General features: G+C 48.1%; 16 protein-coding genes. 7 read left to right on the top strand and 9 right to left on the bottom strand.

Annotated features, from left to right (window positions below; all coding sequences use genetic code 11):
- The first annotated feature begins 63 nt into the window (after positions 1 to 63).
- The 4 genes from ACJJIZ_RS18480 (at position 64) to ACJJIZ_RS18465 (ending at position 8,743) form a co-directional block, all read left to right on the top strand.
- Positions 64 to 2,043, top strand: a complete 1,980-nt coding sequence (locus ACJJIZ_RS18480) for an acetoacetate--CoA ligase (protein WP_444914411.1) — start codon at positions 64 to 66, stop codon at positions 2,041 to 2,043.
- 368 nt (positions 2,044 to 2,411) lie between these two features.
- The gene (locus ACJJIZ_RS18475; RefSeq protein WP_108734070.1) at positions 2,412 to 2,786 is read left to right on the top strand and encodes a hypothetical protein; all 375 of its coding nucleotides are present in this window, start codon (positions 2,412 to 2,414) and stop codon (positions 2,784 to 2,786) included.
- A 150-nt stretch (positions 2,787 to 2,936) separates the two neighbouring features.
- Positions 2,937 to 4,736, top strand: coding sequence for an autotransporter assembly complex protein TamA (locus ACJJIZ_RS18470; protein WP_444914410.1), 1,800 nt, complete (start codon positions 2,937 to 2,939; stop codon positions 4,734 to 4,736).
- Positions 4,736 to 8,743 carry a translocation/assembly module TamB domain-containing protein gene (locus tag ACJJIZ_RS18465; protein WP_444914409.1) on the top strand — a complete coding sequence of 1,336 codons (4,008 nt, stop codon included), beginning with the start codon at positions 4,736 to 4,738 and terminating at the stop codon, positions 8,741 to 8,743. Before ACJJIZ_RS18470 ends, ACJJIZ_RS18465 begins: the two co-directional genes overlap by 1 nt.
- Positions 8,744 to 8,783: 40 nt before the next feature.
- Here the strand turns inward: ACJJIZ_RS18465 and ACJJIZ_RS18460 are convergent, their stop codons facing one another.
- The 8 genes from ACJJIZ_RS18460 to ACJJIZ_RS18425 all read right to left on the bottom strand — a co-directional run bounded on the left by ACJJIZ_RS18460 (position 8,784) and on the right by ACJJIZ_RS18425 (position 15,207).
- Complete coding sequence (locus ACJJIZ_RS18460) at positions 8,784 to 9,545, bottom strand: hypothetical protein (RefSeq protein WP_444914408.1); 762 nt, start codon at positions 9,543 to 9,545, stop codon at positions 8,784 to 8,786.
- A 178-nt stretch (positions 9,546 to 9,723) separates the two neighbouring features.
- On the bottom strand, positions 9,724 to 10,197 hold the full coding sequence (locus ACJJIZ_RS18455; protein WP_444914407.1) for a hypothetical protein: 474 nt from the start codon (positions 10,195 to 10,197) through the stop codon (positions 9,724 to 9,726).
- An 88-nt stretch (positions 10,198 to 10,285) separates the two neighbouring features.
- Positions 10,286 to 11,413, bottom strand: a complete 1,128-nt coding sequence (locus ACJJIZ_RS18450; RefSeq protein ID WP_444914406.1) for an acetyltransferase domain-containing protein — start codon at positions 11,411 to 11,413, stop codon at positions 10,286 to 10,288.
- A gap of 478 nt (positions 11,414 to 11,891) precedes the next feature.
- The gene (locus tag ACJJIZ_RS18445; RefSeq protein WP_413662864.1) at positions 11,892 to 12,221 is read right to left on the bottom strand and encodes a YceK/YidQ family lipoprotein; all 330 of its coding nucleotides are present in this window, start codon (positions 12,219 to 12,221) and stop codon (positions 11,892 to 11,894) included.
- 260 nt (positions 12,222 to 12,481) lie between these two features.
- Positions 12,482 to 12,967 carry a DUF6892 domain-containing protein gene (locus ACJJIZ_RS18440; protein ID WP_444914405.1) on the bottom strand — a complete coding sequence of 162 codons (486 nt, stop codon included), beginning with the start codon at positions 12,965 to 12,967 and terminating at the stop codon, positions 12,482 to 12,484.
- 141 nt (positions 12,968 to 13,108) lie between these two features.
- On the bottom strand, positions 13,109 to 13,870 hold the full coding sequence (locus ACJJIZ_RS18435) for a thiaminase II/PqqC family protein (RefSeq protein ID WP_444914404.1): 762 nt from the start codon (positions 13,868 to 13,870) through the stop codon (positions 13,109 to 13,111).
- A 69-nt stretch (positions 13,871 to 13,939) separates the two neighbouring features.
- Positions 13,940 to 14,788, bottom strand: a complete 849-nt coding sequence (locus tag ACJJIZ_RS18430; protein ID WP_413662861.1) for a M90 family metallopeptidase — start codon at positions 14,786 to 14,788, stop codon at positions 13,940 to 13,942.
- Positions 14,785 to 15,207, bottom strand: a complete 423-nt coding sequence (locus ACJJIZ_RS18425) for a nuclear transport factor 2 family protein (RefSeq protein ID WP_444914403.1) — start codon at positions 15,205 to 15,207, stop codon at positions 14,785 to 14,787. The genes ACJJIZ_RS18430 and ACJJIZ_RS18425 overlap by 4 nt, the downstream gene beginning before the upstream one ends.
- Before the next feature lie 184 nt (positions 15,208 to 15,391).
- Between ACJJIZ_RS18425 and ACJJIZ_RS18420 the strand changes: the two genes are divergently transcribed.
- Positions 15,392 to 16,150 (top strand): substrate-binding periplasmic protein, encoded by a 759-nt coding sequence (locus tag ACJJIZ_RS18420; protein WP_444896505.1) that lies wholly within the window; start codon positions 15,392 to 15,394, stop codon positions 16,148 to 16,150.
- Between the two features lie 179 nt (positions 16,151 to 16,329).
- Here the strand turns inward: ACJJIZ_RS18420 and ACJJIZ_RS18415 are convergent, their stop codons facing one another.
- Positions 16,330 to 17,232, bottom strand: a complete 903-nt coding sequence (locus ACJJIZ_RS18415) for a LysR family transcriptional regulator (RefSeq protein ID WP_444914402.1) — start codon at positions 17,230 to 17,232, stop codon at positions 16,330 to 16,332.
- Between the two features lie 152 nt (positions 17,233 to 17,384).
- Between ACJJIZ_RS18415 and ACJJIZ_RS18410 the strand changes: the two genes are divergently transcribed.
- The gene (locus ACJJIZ_RS18410; RefSeq protein WP_444896507.1) at positions 17,385 to 18,362 is read left to right on the top strand and encodes a DUF1852 domain-containing protein; all 978 of its coding nucleotides are present in this window, start codon (positions 17,385 to 17,387) and stop codon (positions 18,360 to 18,362) included.
- A gap of 28 nt (positions 18,363 to 18,390) precedes the next feature.
- Positions 18,391 to 19,419, top strand: coding sequence for a methionine synthase (locus ACJJIZ_RS18405; RefSeq protein WP_444914401.1), 1,029 nt, complete (start codon positions 18,391 to 18,393; stop codon positions 19,417 to 19,419).
- Positions 19,420 to 19,442: the final 23 nt, after the last annotated feature.

The raw sequence follows: 19,442 nt of genomic DNA, 5'->3' as shown, positions 1-19,442 counted from the left end.
TGCTCCCCTTGTGCCCGAGAGGGCGATTTGAAAACACAATAATGAGCCACAAGGTCTGTTGAAATGAAGGACAACTCCCAACCGCTCTGGCAACCCAGCGCAGAGGCTATTGCCGCCACTCAGATGGATGAATTTCGTCGCAGGGTCAACCAGCAATACCAGCTGGATCTCAATGATTATGCGGCTTTATACCAGTGGTCAGTAGATAATCGCGAAGCTTTCTGGCGGGAGTTGTGGGATTACACCGGAGTTATTGCTGCAGATAAGGGTGATGAGACACTCGGTAACGATTCCATGCCTGGTGCGCAGTGGTTTCCACAGGCACGCCTGAACTTTGCTGAGAACCTGCTGCGATATCGCGATGACAAGGCTGCCCTGGTCGAGCGCCTGGAGAACGGTAGCCGCCGCGAGCTGAGCTACAAGGAGCTGTACGATCGGGTGGAGCGCCTGTCAGCGGCCCTCGTTGCCCAAGGCGTTGGTGAGGGAGATCGGGTAGCGGGCTTTATGCCCAATGTGATCGATACCGTAGTAGCCATGTTGGCCACCACGAGCCTCGGTGCTATCTGGACCTCCTGCTCACCAGACTTTGGTATCAATGGAGTATTTGACCGCTTTGGCCAGGTGCAGCCGAAAGTGCTATTTGCCTGTGAAGGATACTTCTATAACGGTAAGGTTATTGATTCATTGCCGCGTCTGCGCGAGATCATGCAGCGAATCGAATCCATAGAAACTTTGGTAGTGGTACCGGTTGCGCGCTCAGAAGAGGAAACTGCTCAGGTACTAGCGGCAGAGCCGCTGGGTAAGGCGGTACTACTGCAAGCTTTTGAAGCTGCGGCGCCCGCTCGCGAACTCTCCTTTGTACAAACAGAATTTAATCACCCCCTGTACATCATGTACTCCTCAGGTACTACTGGTGTACCCAAGTGCATCGTCCACGGAGTGGGGGGCACTTTGCTCCAGCACCTGAAGGAGCATCGCTTGCATGGCGATCTGCGCCGTGAGGATACACTTTTCTACTTCACCACCTGTGGCTGGATGATGTGGAACTGGCTGGTGAGTGGCCTGGCTTGTGGGGCGACTCTAGTGCTGTTTGATGGCTCACCTTTCTACCCTTCATCCCAAAGTCTATGGGATATGACCGATGAAGAGGGAATCAGTGTGTTTGGCACCAGTGCCAAATATATTGCTGCGCTGGAGAAGAGTGGCTGCAAACCCCGGGAGACCCACAAACTGGAGAAATTGCGTGCGGTGCTCTCCACAGGCTCTCCGCTGGCCCACGAAGGCTTCCGCTATGTCTACAGAGATATAAAAGCAGATCTCTGCTTATCCTCTATTTCCGGCGGCACCGATATTGTGTCTTGCTTTGCCCTTGGCAACCCAACCCTACCGGTCTATGCCGGTGAATTGCAGTGTCGCGGCTTGGGTATGGCGGTGGAAGTCTGGAATGATACAGGCAGTGCAGTGGTTGAAGAGAAAGGGGAGCTGGTTTGCTCCAAATCCTTCCCCTGTATGCCGATTGGCTTCTGGAACGATCAAGATGGAGCCAAGTACCGCGGTGCTTACTTTGAAAATTGGCCTGGTGTGTGGGCGCATGGGGACTATGCCGAGATTACGGCACACGGTGGTGTTGTGATCTATGGCCGCTCCGATGCAGTACTTAATCCCGGCGGTGTGCGTATCGGAACCGCAGAGATTTACCGCCAGGTGGAGAAAGTCGAGGAGGTACTCGATAGTATCTGTATCGGCCAGCCCTGGCACGACGATGTACGGGTAGTGCTGTTTGTGGTTTTGCGAGAGGGTGTTGTACTGGACGAGGATCTGACCCAGAAAATCCGCTCCACGATTCGCGCCAATACCACGCCTCGCCATGTACCGGCGAAGGTGATCCAGGTGGCGGATATTCCTAAAACTATCAGCGGTAAGATTGTGGAACTGGCTGTGCGCAATGTGGTGGAGGGTAAACCGGTTAAAAATAAAGAGGCCCTTGCCAACCCTGAAGCCTTATCGCTATTTGAAAAGCTGCCGGAGTTGGCAGAGGAGTAAGTTAGGGAGCCTCTGAACAACTCCGTGATACCTCTGGCATGCAGAGCGGTTCACAATCAAGGCGCGGCTTCGCAGGAATGTCTAGACCTTTCAAGAGGTCGCAACGCGGAGTGTGGATCGCTCTGCATGCCCCGAAGGGCGGGCCTTGAAGGCCACAGCTGCTGCGTTGCAGCTCTTGCAAAGGGCTACGGCCATTCGCGGCGAGCTGCGCCTAACATCTGCAACCTTCAAGGCCCGCAGAGGCATTACGGAGTTATTCAGAGGCTCCTTAGGAGTAAGGGAGCGTAACCCGGCGCCATTTAGTTTGCTGCGGTTCTGCGCTACCCTTCACTTTATAAACACCAATAATTTACGGTAGAAAAACAGTCATGGTTACTTATTTGTACTGGGCAGCGGTGATTGCCCTGGTTATTGCTTCTCTTTTTATCGGCAGTCGCCTGGGCAGCCTTAAGATCGGCGCAATCGTGGCTGCGGTTTTCTTTGTTGGCGGCTGGCTTGCCTACTACTTTCACTATGAGCAGGTTTTCGTGAAGCGCTTTGGCGGGGTCATGCGTATCTCTGTGCCCGATGGGTACCGCCATATCGGCGCCACCTGGAAGGAAGATAATTTGTGGATCGAGAATTATAACCCCAAAACTAACCAGTGTATTTTCACGGAGTATTCCAAAGGAAATATTCTGGAAGGGCGGGTGATTATCCAGGATTGTAATCCCTTAATGCCCAGCCAAGGCACACAGCCATAGAAGTCCCAAACGCCGAATCGGCTTATTGGCTGCTCAATAAGTCGATTTAATTATCCCAGCTGTTGTCATCAGCTGGATATTCCAGCCTACGGAGGGAACGGATACCCGGATTTTTTGCGGAGTAGCCGCTACTGACATTGGATAAAGATCTTGCGAATTCTCTTTGTCTCCCTACTTGTTGCCCTTCTAGCGCTGCCAATGCAGCTGGCAGCAGCCATCCCATTTTTTGATCGCTTGCCGGGTTTTACCCTGCTGGTGCAGGGCGATCCCCAGCTGCAGGAAAAATTGACCTCCGAACTCAACGAGTTGCGCAAGAACAGTAGTGCGCTGGAAAACTACGAAGATCCGGCAGATATTGCGCACTATGAGCGGGGTAACCTGGAAAAATTACTGCGTGCGCAGGGATATTATGATGCCACTGTGTATGAGTCTGTTTCTGGCAACCAAATTTTCTATAGTGTCACTCCCGGCCCCCAGTACCATATCAAGAGCCTGGATATTATTATGCCGGCCGGTTTGCGGGCAGGCTTTAGTGGTTTGCCTATCCATGTTGGAGATCCCCTGATTGCCAGCAAGGTACTTGAGGGCGTAGAAAAAATTACCAAGTACCTCAATGAAAATGCCTGTCTGTTGAATGTGGATGTCAGCTACCAGGCAACGGTGATTCACCGGGAAGCTGCTGCGAGACTGGAATATCGGGTGGCCCCCAGTCCCGAAGTCCATATTGGCCAAGTCCGCATTGAAGGAGTCACCTCTATCGAAGAGGACTACCTGTTGGATAAGGTCAAGATTAAATCCGGGGATTGCTTCAGCCGCAGTAAACTGGATGCTGCGCAGTTGCGTCTGCTGCGCACCAACTTAATTGCCAATGTAAATACTGAAGTTTCTGAACCCTACGATGGGTTGGTGGATGTTACTTTTGTTATTCAGGAGCGCAATCACCGCACCATAACCTTGGGGGTGGGGTACACCTCCGATGAGGGAGCCGGTATTTCAGCAGCCTGGGAACATCGCAATGTTTTCCATCGTGGGGAAAAAATTGAAGTCGAAAGTAAGCTGAACGAGGTAAAGCAAACCCTGGAAGGCAAGCTCACTATTCCCCGTTTCTTCCATGACAAGCAACGCTTGACCGCCAGTATTGCTTTGGAAGGAGAGGATGTTGATTCCTACCGTTCAGAGTCCCTGACATTCAGTGCACTGGTATCGAGAAAAATCAGTAAGCATCGCACGCTGAGTGGGGGCGCCGAGCTGAAATTCAGTGAAGTGGACGAGAAGGTGGAAGGGGCAGTTGAAGCAGATGACCCCGATGAAAACTACACACTGTTAGCTTTCCCCCTGGGCTTTAAATTAAACACGACAGACAAACCCCTGGATGCCCGCCGTGGCGCCACTTCTGCGTTGGAAGTAAAACCCTATATCGATCTTAGAAATACCAACACCACCTTTATTAAAAATACCCTACAGCTCACTGCGTATAAAACAGCCGATGACTGGCGTTATAAGCCCACCTTGGCAATAAGGTTGAAAGCCGGGGCAATTACAGGGGAGTCGAACCTTGAGCTGCCTGCGGATGAGCGCTTTTATGCCGGTGGCGGTGGCTCCGTGCGGGGTTATGGTTACCAGGAGTTGGGTCCGCGACTTATTGAGATTAATGATGAGGGTGAGGAAACCCTCTCCGATGCTATCGGTGGTCGGGGACTTAGCGAGATTTCTTTTGAGGGCCGTTTTCGTTTTACGGATACCTGGGGAGGTGTGATTTTTCTCGATGGCGGCAATGCCTATGAGGACGCAGCGCCCAAGTTTTCCGACCTGTTTTGGGGAACGGGTTTTGGCGTGCGATATATTACCTCCTTTGCCCCCATCCGCATGGACATCGCCTTTCCCCTCGATCGCCGTGAGGGCATCGATGATCGCTATCAGGTGTATGTGAGCTTGGGGCAGGCATTCTGATGCGCTGGTTGGGCCTGTTTGCGCTGGGCGTTGCCCACTGGGTGGGTGCTTTCCTGCGTGGGCTCTGGCGCTCTCTGGGTGCTGGGGGTTCCCTGGTAACAGGCTTTTGTCTGTTCCTCCTGATGTCCGCTATCTATTTCCTCAGTACGGAACCGGGGCGCGTCGGCCTTACTCGCGGGGCTTTTTACGCTGCCGAGCAATTGGTGGACGACCTTGAAATTGAGGCAGAGGGAATTCGCGGTGAAAAATTAGGATTTTGGTTTTTCGAGCGACTGAGAATTGACTATCGAGCTAATACGCTTGCCGAAGCCCAGGACCTGGAAGTTAATCTCAACAGCTTGTCCCGAAATCCCATCGATATCGAGCGAGTGGGGGCCAAAGATTTACTGCTCAACCTGAATATCCTCAATGAACTTCTCTCTGCGCTGGCAGATTCCGGCGAAGAGGAGGTTGAAGTTGTCAGTGAGGAGCAGCCATCGACTACTTGGGAGTTGCTAGTTCCCGGGTTTCGCTTGGCGCAGCTGGATATAGCTCGCCTGCAATTGGTGGACAGCCGGTTGAAGGGGATTCCCCCTGTTGCTATTCAGGCTAACGCCCAATACCGCTGGCAGGGTAAACCGGCGCAGCTATTTATCGAAGTGAGTGAGCTGAATGGTTCCGAGTTTAATCTCACTGTAAATGGCCGGATGCAGGGCGAGCGCTTTGTAATCGATTTCTCTACCAGTGAAGTGGGCCAGGGGTTTGTCAGTCGACAGCTGCATCTGCCGGAAAATCAGGTATTGGATGCTCGCGGTGAATTATCCCTACGTAAGCAGGGTGAAAAACTGCTGCTGGATATTAATTCGATCGCAGCTCCTCTAGCAGAACATCAACTGGATCTGACAGGAAGAATCGAAGCCGATATTAATCCCTGGCGCTTATCTTCAACGGGGATTTGGCTGCGAGTGGATGAGCGGCGCAGTACGATTAAAGGCAACATTAGCGCGGACGGTGTCAATGGGACAGTTAACCTCAATCAAATCCCGCTAACACTTTCCCGCCCTTGGCAGGATATCCTGGACAGTGGTTGGCTCAGCGCAGATTTTTCGGTGCAGGGCTCCCTGCAACAGCCGAATATTAATGGCAGCTTACAAGTGGAAAGCAGCTATCGGCAGCAGCCCCTGCAATTGGAAGGCCGGGTCGAGACCCAGGCAGGTGTGATTGACTTGCAAGCCTTGTCTTTGCACTTTGCCGGTGCACGGATCGAAGTGCTCGGTACTGTAGATACGAATTTGAAAGCACTGGATTTGGTGGGAGAGATTGATGAGTTGGGTGTTGAAGAAATTCGCCTGCTTGCAGCTTCGCTACCCCAGGCTGATAGGGTAGTTATTCCCACTGCTTTATCCGGCACCTTGCACCAGTTGCGTGTGGAGGCAATCGGCTCATGGAAAAACCCAAACCTCAATTTGTCTCTGAGTGCAGTGAGTGCTTACCACGACTTACAGGGTGAGTTGTCGGCGGCGATAAGTGGAAACCTGCACGCGCTGACCATTGATGAATTGGTGTTTACTGGTGAGAAGCTAAATCTGGAAGTAATCGGCCAGCTTGATATTGAACAGAAGCAGCTGGATTTACACGGGCAGATCGACGGCAAAAATATCAGTTTGCGCGATGACCTTGGAGTTACCGAGGCAGAGGGGGTAAACCTAGGGGGATCTTCCGAAGTAACGGTCCAGGGGGAGTGGAGTAATCCCCAGGTGAGTATTTTACTGGATTTCAATGGCGTCGCGCAGGATTACCCCTTTAACTTAAAAGGGGAAGCCAGTGGCGATATGGACCTGATAGAGGTCAGTGACCTGCGATTGGAGTTATTTACCAACGGCAATGGCAACCAGTTTGGTTCATCCTCGAGTAGAGGCCCTCAGTCCCCCGTGATTGCCTCAGGTTTTGATAAAGGGGAGCCGGAGCCCCTACAGAGCCAGAGCCGCCTGACAGCTCTCGCTGAAGATGCCCAGCAGTTGGGTCGGGTGGGGGTGGCATTGTTGCAGGCCGATGGCTCCATCGAACCTAGGCAAGACCGATTACAAATTGATATGGGCGCGCGCAATCTACCGCTGTTCCTGGTAGATCTCGTCGGTCTCTCTCTCCCTAACTCCCTTGAAGGGGAGTTGAGCTTGGATGGCAGGGTTGATGGGGCTATTTCAAACCCGCAGATTAAAGCCAACCTGATCGCCCAGGGTGAATTTCATCTGGAGCCCTGGCATGTACAGGGTACTTTGGACTATGCAGACAGGAGTCTGGTAACTGATGGTATCGAGCTGCTATGGGCGGGTCGCAACCAATTATCGATACTGGGTAGCTTGAACGCAGAGCGACTGGATTTAGAGTTGCGCGGCCAGGGTGATCTATCGGATTTGGCGAATAGCTTTTCCAGCGGTAGGGCGGGTAATGGTGATGTCAGCTTTTATGCCAGTATTGGCGGAAGCCCCCAGCAGCCTGAATTCCAAGGGGAATTGCGCGCTACTGGAGAAGCCCTGGGGCGAGGGCAGCGCGGAATCCAGGTTCAACCGCTTTCGATAGTATTGGATTGGCAGACAGAGAATGGAGAGCTGGATGCATCCCTGATTGCCCAACACGGCGGTAGCAACGCAGTAAATAGCCAAGTAAGTGTATTGATTGCGCCGATCTTCGAACAATTATTTGCTGAGAATAATCAAACTGGTGGCCTGCGAAATGTGCCCTTCCAATTGCAGGGGCGCGGTACGGCCGATTTGTCAGTGATTGCGGAATATATTGATCCCCGTGTCCACCGTATGCGCGGCTTGCTCAGTTTCAATGTTGACGGTACCGGAAATTGGCAGCGTCCTCTATTAACCGGTGATATCGAATTGAGTAATGGTCGTTATGAGCACCGACCGAGCCATACTCGCATTGCGGATATTAACTTCTACGCGCAGCTGTCTCCTGAGGAGTGGCGGATTGTACGAGGAAGCGCTACCGATGGTGATGGTGGGCGGATAAACCTGGGAGGGGCGGTCTTTTTACCTCCGGATAGCTCGCCCAGTTTTGACATCGTATTAAGCCTCAGTCGGGCCCACTTGCTGAACTCACCGGGAGTACGCGGTGCAATATCCGGTGATGCCCGTTTGTCGGGCTCAACCCAGGATGCAGAAATTACCGGGCGATTCACTTTGAAGCCGCTGGCCTTACAGATTGAGCAATGGATTGGCAGCAGTGTTCCGGAAATCCAGGTGGTGGAAGTTCAGGTCGATGGCCCACAGGTGCAGCGATCTTCTCCCCTGTTTAGCAAAATTGGATTGGATGTAGAGATTGTTTTGGACCAACAATCCTATGTGCGCGGACTTGGCTTAAATTCTCAATTGCGCGGCGTGGTGGATATTCGAGGCACCGCAGATAAGCCAAAAGCCTCTGGCGAATTAACAATTGTTCGCGGCAGCTTTGATTTATTCGGTAAGAAATTTGATCTGGAAGATGGAGAAATTCGCTTCGAGAATAATGAGGTCGCTATCCTGGTTGAAGGTGTCTATGAATATAGCGATGGAGAAATAACCGCGCAGATATCAGGCACTGCTGCGGACTTGGATATTACATTTACCTCTGACCCCTCGGCCTCTCAGGATGAGATACTGGCGCAATTGCTTTTTGGGAAGTCATTATCAGATATTTCACCTTTACAGGCTGTTCGCTTGGTTAGTGTTGTTCGCAGTTTGCAGTCGGGTCGAGCGGTATTGGACCCTATCGCTAAGACACGCGAGCTGTTGCACCTGGATACACTCAATATTGAGCAGGAGGAGGGAGATGAAGGTGATGAGTACGCATTGAGCTTGGGCAAATATATTACCAATCGAATTTATGTGGAATTACAGAGAAGTACCGATCCTCTCAGTCCCTGGCAGGCGGAGATGCAAATAGAACTTAGGGATAACCTCAACCTGGAGTTCAAAAGTGCCGATGACGGTGACAGTGGTTCCGGTAGTGTAGAGTTACAGTGGAAAAAAGATTATTAGGGTTTTCGCCACTAACCCCCTATCGTTGTAGAAAGCATCGCTAATATTTGGTGATTAGCATATCCGTTATTTTTAACGTGCAACCTGGCTGGGGTGGATTGTTGACGCCCCAGTTGTCGATCACGATCATCATGGATTCATCAAAAATTACAGGCCCCTTTTCCCGGTAGGCATGCCAAAGCTGATTTGAATCATCGCACTTAGACGCAGATGCTTCACACACTCTTATATCCCATTGATAGGTTCCACTAGCTTCACCCGATATGATTTTCCTGGATGTAAAAGTTATATGCTGTTGGGCACCACTCTTCACCTGTAGGGGACCTGTTTGGCTTGTCCACGCCGCCTGTTTGGGAAGCCCTCCCCAATTGGAAGCGAAACCTCCCGGACCATTGGAGCCTGTTGTTTCTACAAAATCGACTTCCCGCTGCCCCCCGGCCCAACATCCACCGGGTTGTCCACACCAGGGGAACATATAAACGGCAATCCACTCTTTAGCACCACATTTACCTGGGGGCACGTCAACCTTAAAGTCAATTGCAGAAATATCTTTCATTCTAATCTCGGTATTCCCGCACTGAACCGCAGATGTATAAGCGCAGGAGCCTTTGGTATCGCCATCCATAATAATAACAGCGGATCCTTCCGTATTGCTTGGTTGAAAGCTGATTTTAGTGCAGCGATTGTTCTTGGCCACTTTGTCATCTTGATGATTGAATATGGGCTTACATGTTGTTGCTGATGCCAGATTTAAGGTAGATAGGGCAGCAAAGATCAGGAAGAGTCGGGTTGCTTGTAGCATGGCGTGGAGCTTGCAAACTATAAAACTCAATAAATTATAGTTTGTGTCTTGATGATCAGGCTTTAGTAGAAATGTTTAGCCTGTCAATAAGATCAATTTTGGCTGGTAGCATAAAGGTCACTTTCACTTATCCAGAAGGTAACCTTTTTATAGATGAAGTCCAATGATCATTGAGTGCTTACAAATGATTCTGAACGTAACTTAAAACATCTGTTGGAGTGCAATTGTCCATAAATCTATCTTGCAGGCTGTAGGCCATTTTTTCCAGAGGTGCACCGTTGTAGCCGTAGGTCTGAATTTCACTGATATAACGTTTGATAAATGACTCTGCTCCCAAGAGAGACCATTGGTGGACATGGACTAACTCATGGAAATGGAGGGAAATGTCCGCAGCAAAAGGTGTTTTGACATAGTAGGTATCTTTGTAAGTGATACCGGCTACTTCCATGTCGACAAAGTCACCCAGACCAGCCTGGTAGAGCTCGGGAAACCTCGGTTTTGGAATATTATCAACCACTACAAAGTAGCTTTTGCTAAGAAATTCTTCCGTATAATACCCTGAAAACTTCTCTGTGAACCTTGCGCAAGATTGTCTCTCTTCTTTGAAGTCTATCAGTGTTTGATCAATCCAATGGTCTATTTTTTGCAACATCTATATCGTCCTGATTGGGAGGCAACTCTGGGGCTTTGCTCACCCCAGAACAGAATTTTCAATATACGAAATAAAGTTGTGCTGAGAGTTATACGTAGGAGTATATCACCGATCCACTTTCTTTTTTCTTTTGAAGATATTTCTTACAGGGATAGTAAAGTATCGCAATCAGAGCAATCCAGTAGGCATAGGTTCTCAGTAAATTAGGTGTGTAGCCTTCAGGCCATACTTTGGAGCCGTTGAAGAAGTTGGTTGCTACTCCAAACTCTAAGTAGCTCCATAGATGTGCGGACAGATTGATCACTGGGACATGGAGTAAATAGAAGAACAATGAGGCCTGCCCAAAGAGGAGCAATACATCCAGTATTCGGTTTTGTCGATTTTCAACGGTAGCCATGATCAAGAAAACTATACTCATTGTCATAAGGATATAGCTGAACGACATTGGGTATTTGGCGGTGTTGATAAAGCCCAGAAGCCCCTGCTGTGAAATCCAATCATTGGGGTCGCCAAAGCCTATTAGTCTAACCGCAATAAATATAATCGATAGCGCAGTTGCTGTTGTTATTAGTAGACGCACTCGTTGCTTGTTTGCCATCTCGTAAAGAGGCCCAAATACATAACCTAGGTACATAAGAGCAAAGAGGGGAATAATATTGTAAGCAGCAAAAATCCCGGTGTTGAACTCGAAAAGTCTAAAACTAGTGCGTACATGCGCAAGAATCCAAAGCCATTCATAGCCACCTAATAGCTGGCGCATGAAGTCATCATTCAGGTATCCATGTAAGGATATTACGGCCAGGCAAACGATGGTGGTCCATATCATTGGCAAATAGATTAAGCCCGCCAGTATGATCATGGATACGCCCAGGGCCCAGATTACCTGTACAAAAGCGTAATTATAAGCAAACTGCCAAGAGAGGTTTACCAAGGTTAGTTCGAGGATAACTAGTACTAACCCTCGAAGTATTAAGAATTTTGCCAACTCCGGCTTGGAGTTAAGTTTTTTACCGTGAAAGTAGGCACTCAATCCTGTAAGAAATATAAATCCAGGGGCACATATATGCGTGATCCAACGAGTTAAAAACAAAGCGATGGACGATTGGGATAGGTCCAATGGGTCAAACTGGGTCGAAGTCCAATAATCTCGAGTATGATCGAGGGCCATAATAATTACTAATATACCTCTAGTGATGTCTATTGCTGGATATCGCAATTTGTTATCTCCAAAGTTAGTGAGTTCTATAGTGTTTTCTCTCTAAGGGTTCTTGTTACCATGAGGTTGGAATGTAGAGGCGGTTAAAGAGGGCTATAAATGATGTCTCTCGGTCTTTGTTTATTGTTGTTTAGGGGCAGGTGGGAGCTGTCTACCTTTCATATTGTACATATATTCTTCAGGCAACCAATTGCTTTTTAATTGTGTGATATGTAGGAGGAGGGACGATAGTGCAGGCATTTTGGTTCTGGCAAGTCCAAGGAATTTTGCCCACCTAATAATCAATATTATTTAATTTGTTTGGTTTTGCTTTTAGCCTGGGGGCAGCTAGAGGCCGGATCATGGATTTGAAAGTAAGACAAAATCAGTGATCGCGGCCTGTTCCCAATAAATATATTTTTCTGTGGTTAAAAGAGAGATTTTTCAGTTGGGCTTATTAATAACTACTTTAAAATTATTAAGCTACAGGTGGAGCATATCAGTTTACTTCGATATTACCATGCTTCGCTTGAGTCACTACGGTATACGGTAAAACAACGGTATCAGCGGCTACAGAAAAAACAGCATCTATAGCTACCAGTGGAACACGGTTGATAGTTGATCCAGTATTTACAGTCTGACTGGGTTCGCTATTTAGCAAGCAAAAGGAGTAAGAGGTTCCGCTATAAACTCTTGGAATACTTTCGCAATAGCTTTTGTGGCCTCTATGAGTAATATCTACCTGATTATTCTTAGGGTTAACTGTCTTCACTGTGGCGCATGAGACACAAACTAGAGAGGCTGATACTAAAGAAATAATACGTTTCACAAACTAATCCTTGCTGATGTGATCTTTTGCGGGGCTATAGAGTAGTGTTTTCTAAATTGGTTCCAGATTTTGTGTGTACTATAAGTATTATCTGTACTCAATTGGAAGTGAAGAAAGTCAAAATTTTCACATCTGAGGTTTACTTTGTCGCTGCTTAGCGGTATCTCAAATTTAGAACATTAGTTTCAAGTAATGGGCAGGCTGATATACGATATTGGTTGGAATTTAAATATTTTTTACCTGATGGTAATTTTTTAGAGTTATACCCATTTGGCCTCTATGCCTTTTCTTTTGAAATCTTCTAAAACTTCTGGATTTTCTTCATTGTAGAAAAGTATGAGCTTTTTCAGGTTTGGTAGGAGGTTTGTGTCTTCGGTGGAATGGATATCAAAGTCGTCAGTAGTTCCACACCAGAAGGGAATGATTTGTAACCAGATATGGCCACCCCCATCCTGATGAAGGTCAGTAATATCGTTTAGCCATTCTTTCTTAATTGGAATGGACCGGAAGTGGTCGAGAGCTTCGGGGATAGGCTCGTACCCTTCTTCTTCTATATCTATATTTCTTTTGGTGTAACTATCGGCAAACTGAAAAATATCGAATTCAGGCTGTATTATCTTATAATGGTACATCAACTTATCCAAGACTAATAACCTGAAGTTTTCATCTTTGAATTCTGCATATTCGCTCATTTTTAAGTCCGCCTTTTCTTCCCATATAAGTATTGTGAAATCCATTTTTTTCATTGTCTACAATATATTTCGCAATAGGGGAAGTTCTTTCGGCTTGAGAGAATAAAAGTAGTTTTTACTAGGTCAATCAAGAATTTTAGGTATTTCTTTGGCGGTTAAGTAATGCCGGAAAGTTGGAGAGTTTGAGTTATCGTACTAATTGCGAATGTTGCTTGCCTCAAATGCCCGCCAAAAATCCCGCTCATAGGCTTGGATTAACCGCACACGAATGGCAATATCATTTTCTCGAACACCTGAAGCTAGTCCTCTTGCAATTATATCGATAGCCTGTTCCCTGAATCCTTCTGGAAGTTGGCTAAAAGTCATTAAGAAACTGAGCTGTTCATTGGTAAAGCGTTTATTTTGTTTGAGAGCTTTTGCAACGCGCTCAGCATTTTTGCCAAAACTCTGAAAGTTTATTAACAGGGCAGCGGCAATTTCGGCGGGTGTAGCGTAGTTGGCTAGCCAGGTAGTATAGGCTGGATAGGCTTGGGCACCTGCGAGTGGTTGGTACTGGGCGATCTGCTCGGGTGAGATGCCCAATGCTTGAATCAGATTGGGTAGCAGGGTATTAGCTTGAATTTCTGCTGTCGTAATTCGAGTAAAAAATGCTCTAGTACTATGTCCCGGTAAGCCACCAAAACGATGCAGAGATAGTGCATTACTTCTCAAGTCCGATAAGTTAATAAGGCGTTGCTCCATTGCAAAAGCCTGTAACTTAGCGTCCGGTAGAGTATTTTTTTCCAGCTGTAGAACAAAGACAGGAGTAGGGCCCTTGAGATACAGTTTTTCAAGGCGCTCTATCAGAGCTTTTGCATCCTGTTGGTTTGTGGCGATATCTGCTGTGGCCGGTTGAGTCATGACCAAAAGAACAACCAGTCCCACAAGAGCGAATCTTAAACAATGCGTATTGGCCACTATTCCAACTCCGCTGGTGCACGAAATAAGCATAGCAGGAAGACAGAAACCGGACTGGTAGCGTATTTGTCAGGCCACAGTACTTTTTCCGCGTATTAATTCGGCGGGATCAATTCGATAGAAATGACTTAACTCCTTATAGAGTTCCGGGTGTAAGGCGTGCATAGCCGTTGGGATCGTATAGAAACTTTCTGTTGCTACAGCAAAGAACTCAGCGGGAGACTGGGCGCCGTATAAATCGAGCACAGAGGGTGTATCACCAGGAAACTCACCGAATTCAGCTCTTTGTCTCAAACGGTGGAATTCCCGGCTCATAACCTCAGCCCAGGTGGCCCCTTCATCACTGCTTTCAAATAGAGGGCGGCCATCAAAGTAACCATCCTCTTCATCGACTTTGTGGGCGAACTCGTGCAGGGCGACATTGTGGCCCCGTTCAGGCGACTGTAAATCTTTCTCCAGGTCACCCCAGGAGAGGACTACGGGTCCACGATAATGTGCCTCCCCTTCACGGGCACTGTGCCTGGCTGTTTCTATATAGCCTTCCCGACGTGTTTCGTGAGCGACATAGGTGTCTGGGTAGAGCAACAGGCTGTAAAGGTTGGGGTAGCATTCATTCTTGCGGCCCAATAGGAGTAGGCAGGCATGGGCAGCGATGGCCACCTTCATGCGTTCATTGACCTGAAGCCCCTCGCAACCGACAAACTCTTTGCCGTGGAGAAATAGGGCGATATTACTGCATAACTCTTGCTGTTGATTGGAGTTAAGGTAGTGATAGAGAGGAAGATTTTCCCTAATGAGTTGTAGCTGTTCCCGTGTTAAGGGTTGTGAGCGGAGGTAAAAAATGCGCCACTGTCGGTAGAAGTGGGGAACCAGCCATATCGCCAGGGCCAGCAGGATAATTGCGATAAAAGCACTCACAGCTTAAACACCGGTTGTTTGCGTGAGATATTATCTTCCAGCTTAAATTCTTGGCAGGGAGTCCCCTGGTGAAATTTCATTTGCCACTGCCCTTTACTTCTAACCCAAATAGATGATCGCTTACAAAACCCCTTGTACTCCCCTTGCTGGCCTCGCCGTGCAGATTTATACAACAGCATAATGACTGTGTCAGAGAGAGGAATGCATTCATAGTTTTGGCTGTGAATTTCCCAGCCCGTATTTTCCTCCTGTTGCATTGATCGCACTATTGCCTTGAAATCAAAGGTCCGCCCGGATTTCCCTACCTCTATAAAATCAGGGCTTAGCAGCTTGCTAATGACTTCAGGGTCTTTGCGTATCTCGAACTGATGCAGCTTTGTTTCATTCTCAATCAGAATATCGGTAATCTCATGTATCACTGTTTTACCCGGTATGCCCCAGTTGCGACAAATTACTATTTGCCTGATTTTAGAATGGGGAGTTTACTGCCGAATTCAAGGTTTCGGATGGATAGAGTTATCCGGCAGCGAAGCTTGATAAATGGGGGATGTCTGCCAACACTTAGAGCGTCTGGGTGATTTTCCTGTCACTGTGGAGAAGCTTATGCGTTCGCTATTGGCCCTTCTTATCTTGATGTTTGGAGTCTGTACCCAGGTGCTGGCCCAGTCCGGTGAAACTCCGTTAAAAGTGGCGATCGCCGGGGATGCACCACCCTATGTGATTGACGGTGCGACCAGTGGTTTGGAAATAGATATCGTTCGGCAAGCTCTCCCTGGCTATAAGTTGGAGTTCGTACAGATGGGGTTTGCGGAGACGGCCCCGGCACTTGAGCAGGGTATGGTTCAGGCAGCGGTGAATGTACTCAAGAAGAATGATGGCCTATTTTACTCGAACAATATGATCAGCTTTGCCAATTACGCCATTGCTAAAGCCAGCGCAGAAATGAAGATTGGCAGTATTGCAGATCTCGCGGGTAAGAAAGTGATCACTTGGCAGGGAGCTCCCATGGATCTTGGGCCCGAATTTGAAAAAATGTTTGGGCCTAATGGCACCCAGAAACAGAATGTTATGCAAGCGCCAACAGCTCGTGACTTGGTTGCCCAATTCTGGAAAATGCCAGATGCGGTCGCCGTGGTGGATATGGAGCTATTTAAGTACTACAGCAATAAAATGGGTCATACCATGGCTCAGGTTGACCTATTCCAGATATTCCCGATGATGACAGACTTTCGAGTCGGTTTCCGCGATGAAAAAGTGCGAGATGACTTTAATCGCGGGCTGGCAGAGCTGTGCAGCAGTGGCCGCTACAAAGCCCTATTGCAGAAATACGATGTGGTGCAAAAGCAGGATATTTGTAAGTAGAAAGCCTGAAATTGCGGAACAATTAATCGAGAAAGAAGGGACCTGGATCTTGTGATTTAGGCCTTTCTTGATTGGTGTGGTGGGGCGGGTTCGGACCTACTGCATCTAGTTCGTTGTCGGCAAATAGAAACTTGCTGTTTAATGAATTCTTGCGGGATTATCGATAAATCTTATCGGTCTTAGTGCCCAGTTTCTGAGTGCTCATAACCTCTGGCCAGTTTGATAAAAGCGCTCAGGTATTCAACTTCGCTATCGTCTTCACGAGTTCCTAAGAAAATCTGTTTGGCAATACCTTGTCGCCCGAGGCGCACCACCGATAGGGCCAGCTTGGTAGAGTATTCCTCTGCAAGCCAGCGCGGCAGGGCCGCGACCCCGCGGCCGCTGGCCACCATCTGTAGCATAATATCGGTAGTTTCACTGGTCTTGTGGCGCAGTGGCACCACGCCAGCAGGGTTGAGAAACTGGGTATAGATATCCAGGCGGTCCGGCGGCACGGGGTAAGTTAACAGCACCTGATCCCGTAGGTCTTCTGCTGTCAGGTACTTTCGCTTTGCCATAGGGTGATCTCGAGGGACTACCAGCACCTGCTCGTAGTCAAATACGGGATCGAAGCGCAGTCCGGCTTTATAGAAAGGGTCAGGTGTAACTAGCAGGTCGATTTCGTAACCCAGTAAAGCGCCGAGACCTCCGAACTGAAATTTCTGCTTAACATCCACATCCACGTCCGGCCAATCTTCCAGAAATGGCGACACGACTTTCAGTAACCACTGATAGCAGGGGTGGCATTCCATACCGATACGCAGGGTACCGCGCTCACCTTGAGCCATTTGCTTTAGCTTGCTCTCAGCGTGTTCCAGTTGTGGCAGGACTCGATTGGCCAATCCAAGCAGATATTCACCAGCCTGGGTCAAGCGCAAGCTGCGGCCCTCACGCAACCAGATAGGGGCCCCGAGGTTCTGTTCCAGTTTGCGTACCGTGTGGCTCAGCGCCGACTGGGTTAGGCAGAGGTGCTTGGCCGCTGCGGTTAGCGAACCGTGATGGTCTACGGCCTGGATTATTGTTAAGTGCGCGCGCTCTAGCATAGCTGTACCCGAGCAATCCATGAATAAATTTAATGGATAGTTGAAAATATACCATTTTTGTTCATTTATAAAGAAGCTTATCCTGCCTGGCAATGTCAATCACCAAGCAAAGAACTCAGTTTTTGCCTTAGGAATCAGGATACCAGGCCGCAATGAATAAAGAGTTTGCATTCAGCATCAAGAACTTACGCTTTGATGAAAACTATCGTCCAGCGGATAGCACGCGGATCACCACCAATTTTGCGAACTTGGCGAGAGGGGAGAGCCGTCGGGATAACTTGCTCAACACCTTGAGAATGATTGATCGTCGTTTCAATGCCTTGGCGCATTGGGACAACCCTAGTGCAGATCGTTACTCTGTAGAGCTGGATATTATTTCCGTTGATATTGATATTGAAGGCAACGGAGAAGCCTTTCCTACCATTGAAGTATTGAAGACGAATATTGTTGATCATAAAAACAATCAACGGATTGAGGGCATAGTAGGAAACAACTTTTCTTCATATGTGCGGGATTATGATTTCAGCGTGTTGTTGTTGGAGCATAACAAGAAGCAAGACAAGTTTAGCCTTCCTGAAGGTTATGGCGATCTTCACGGGAAAATTTTTCAATCGTTCCTGAATTCAAGTGCCTACAAGGATAACTTCAGCAAGCCCCCTGTTATTTGTCTGAGTGTATCGAGCAGTAAGACTTATCATCGAACTGAAAATCAGCACCCCGTACTCGGTGTTGAGTATCGACAGGACGAATACTCTTTAACTGATGAGTATTTTGAGAAAATGGGTTTGCAGGTTCGCTATTTTATGCCGCCGGATAGTGTTGCCCCTTTGGCTTTTTACTTCCAAGGTGATTTGCTTGGTGATTATACGAATCTTGAGCTTATCGGCACTATCAGCACGATGGAGACCTTTCAAAAGATATACCGACCTGAAATATATAATGCAAATTCTGTAGCGGGGACCTGCTATCAGCCCAGCTTGAAGCACCAGGATTATTCACTGACTAAAATTGTTTATGACCGGGAAGAGCGTAGCCAGCTGGCTATAAAGCAAGGAAAGTTTACTGAAGAACAATTTATCAAGCCATACAGAAGTATCCTTGATCAGTGGGCCGCTAATTACGCGCTTTAATTAACAAATATAGATAAGATTATTTTTCATGAATCGCCTATTGCCAACTTCAAGCGCTGGAAGCTTGCCTAAACCATCCTGGCTTGCAGAGTCCGAAAAACTTTGGTCCCCCTGGAAATTAAAGGGCGATCAATTACAAGAGGGTAAGCAGGATGCCTTGCGCCTGACATTACAAGAGCAACAACAAGCCGGTATCGATATCGTTAGTGACGGAGAGCAGACCCGCCAACATTTTGTGACTACATTTATTGAGCACCTCAACGGCGTTGACTTCGAGAAGCGGGAAACTGTTAAAATCCGCAATCGCTATGAAGCGAGCGTGCCGACAGTTGTTGGCGAAGTATCTAGGCAACAAGCAGTATTTGTTCAAGATGCTAAGTTTTTACGCAAGCAAACCAGTCAAGCTATCAAGTGGGCATTACCTGGTCCCATGACAATGATTGATACTCTCTACGATAGCCACTACAAAAGCCGCGAAAAGCTCGCTTGGGAATTTGCCAAACTTCTCAATCAGGAAGCGCGTGAGCTAGAGGCTGCGGGTGTTGATATTATTCAATTTGATGAGCCCGCATTTAATGTGTTTTTTGATGAGGTGAATGACTGGGGGATTGCCACTTTAGAAAAAGCCATCGAGGGGCTGAAATGCCAAACTGCCGTACATATTTGCTATGGCTACGGTATCAAAGCCAATACAGACTGGAAGAAAACTCTGGGTTCAGAGTGGAGACAATATGAAGAAGCGTTTCCAAAGCTGCAAAAATCCAATATTGATCTAATTTCGCTCGAATGCCACAACTCCCATGTTCCAATGGATCTCCTTGAGCTTATTCATGGTAAAAAAGTGATGGTGGGCGCTATTGATGTGGCAAGCAACACGATTGAAACACCGGAGGAAGTCGCCGATACCTTGCGCAATGCACTCAAGTATGTGGATGCTAAGGATCTCTATCCCTGTACGAACTGTGGTATGGCGCCTCTATCCCGTCAAGTTGCGAACGGTAAGCTCAATGCGTTAAGTGCAGGTGCAGAAATTGTTCGAAGAGAGCTCTCGGTTTAGCTGTCCCCAATATTCAGGTGCTC

Source organism: Microbulbifer maximicatervae (SeqCode), from assembly GCF_052467225.1.
Note: the sequence above shows the minus strand (reverse complement) of the source record. Positions and strands in the feature narration are given on the sequence as shown.

What these genes read in the sequence shown, in the direction of transcription:
- ACJJIZ_RS18415 (WP_444914402.1), bottom strand. Translation starts at nt 17,232, where the DNA reads ATGCTAGAGCGCGCGCACTTAACAATAATCCAGGCCGTAGACCATCAC.
- ACJJIZ_RS18440 (WP_444914405.1), bottom strand. Translation starts at nt 12,967, where the DNA reads ATGAAAAAAATGGATTTCACAATACTTATATGGGAAGAAAAGGCGGAC.
- ACJJIZ_RS18460 (WP_444914408.1), bottom strand. Translation starts at nt 9,545, where the DNA reads ATGCTACAAGCAACCCGACTCTTCCTGATCTTTGCTGCCCTATCTACC.
- ACJJIZ_RS18455 (WP_444914407.1), bottom strand. Translation starts at nt 10,197, where the DNA reads ATGTTGCAAAAAATAGACCATTGGATTGATCAAACACTGATAGACTTC.
- ACJJIZ_RS18405 (WP_444914401.1), top strand. Translation starts at nt 18,391, where the DNA reads ATGAATCGCCTATTGCCAACTTCAAGCGCTGGAAGCTTGCCTAAACCA.
- ACJJIZ_RS18475 (WP_108734070.1), top strand. Translation starts at nt 2,412, where the DNA reads ATGGTTACTTATTTGTACTGGGCAGCGGTGATTGCCCTGGTTATTGCT.
- ACJJIZ_RS18480 (WP_444914411.1), top strand. Translation starts at nt 64, where the DNA reads ATGAAGGACAACTCCCAACCGCTCTGGCAACCCAGCGCAGAGGCTATT.
- ACJJIZ_RS18410 (WP_444896507.1), top strand. Translation starts at nt 17,385, where the DNA reads ATGAATAAAGAGTTTGCATTCAGCATCAAGAACTTACGCTTTGATGAA.
- ACJJIZ_RS18465 (WP_444914409.1), top strand. Translation starts at nt 4,736, where the DNA reads ATGCGCTGGTTGGGCCTGTTTGCGCTGGGCGTTGCCCACTGGGTGGGT.
- ACJJIZ_RS18420 (WP_444896505.1), top strand. Translation starts at nt 15,392, where the DNA reads ATGCGTTCGCTATTGGCCCTTCTTATCTTGATGTTTGGAGTCTGTACC.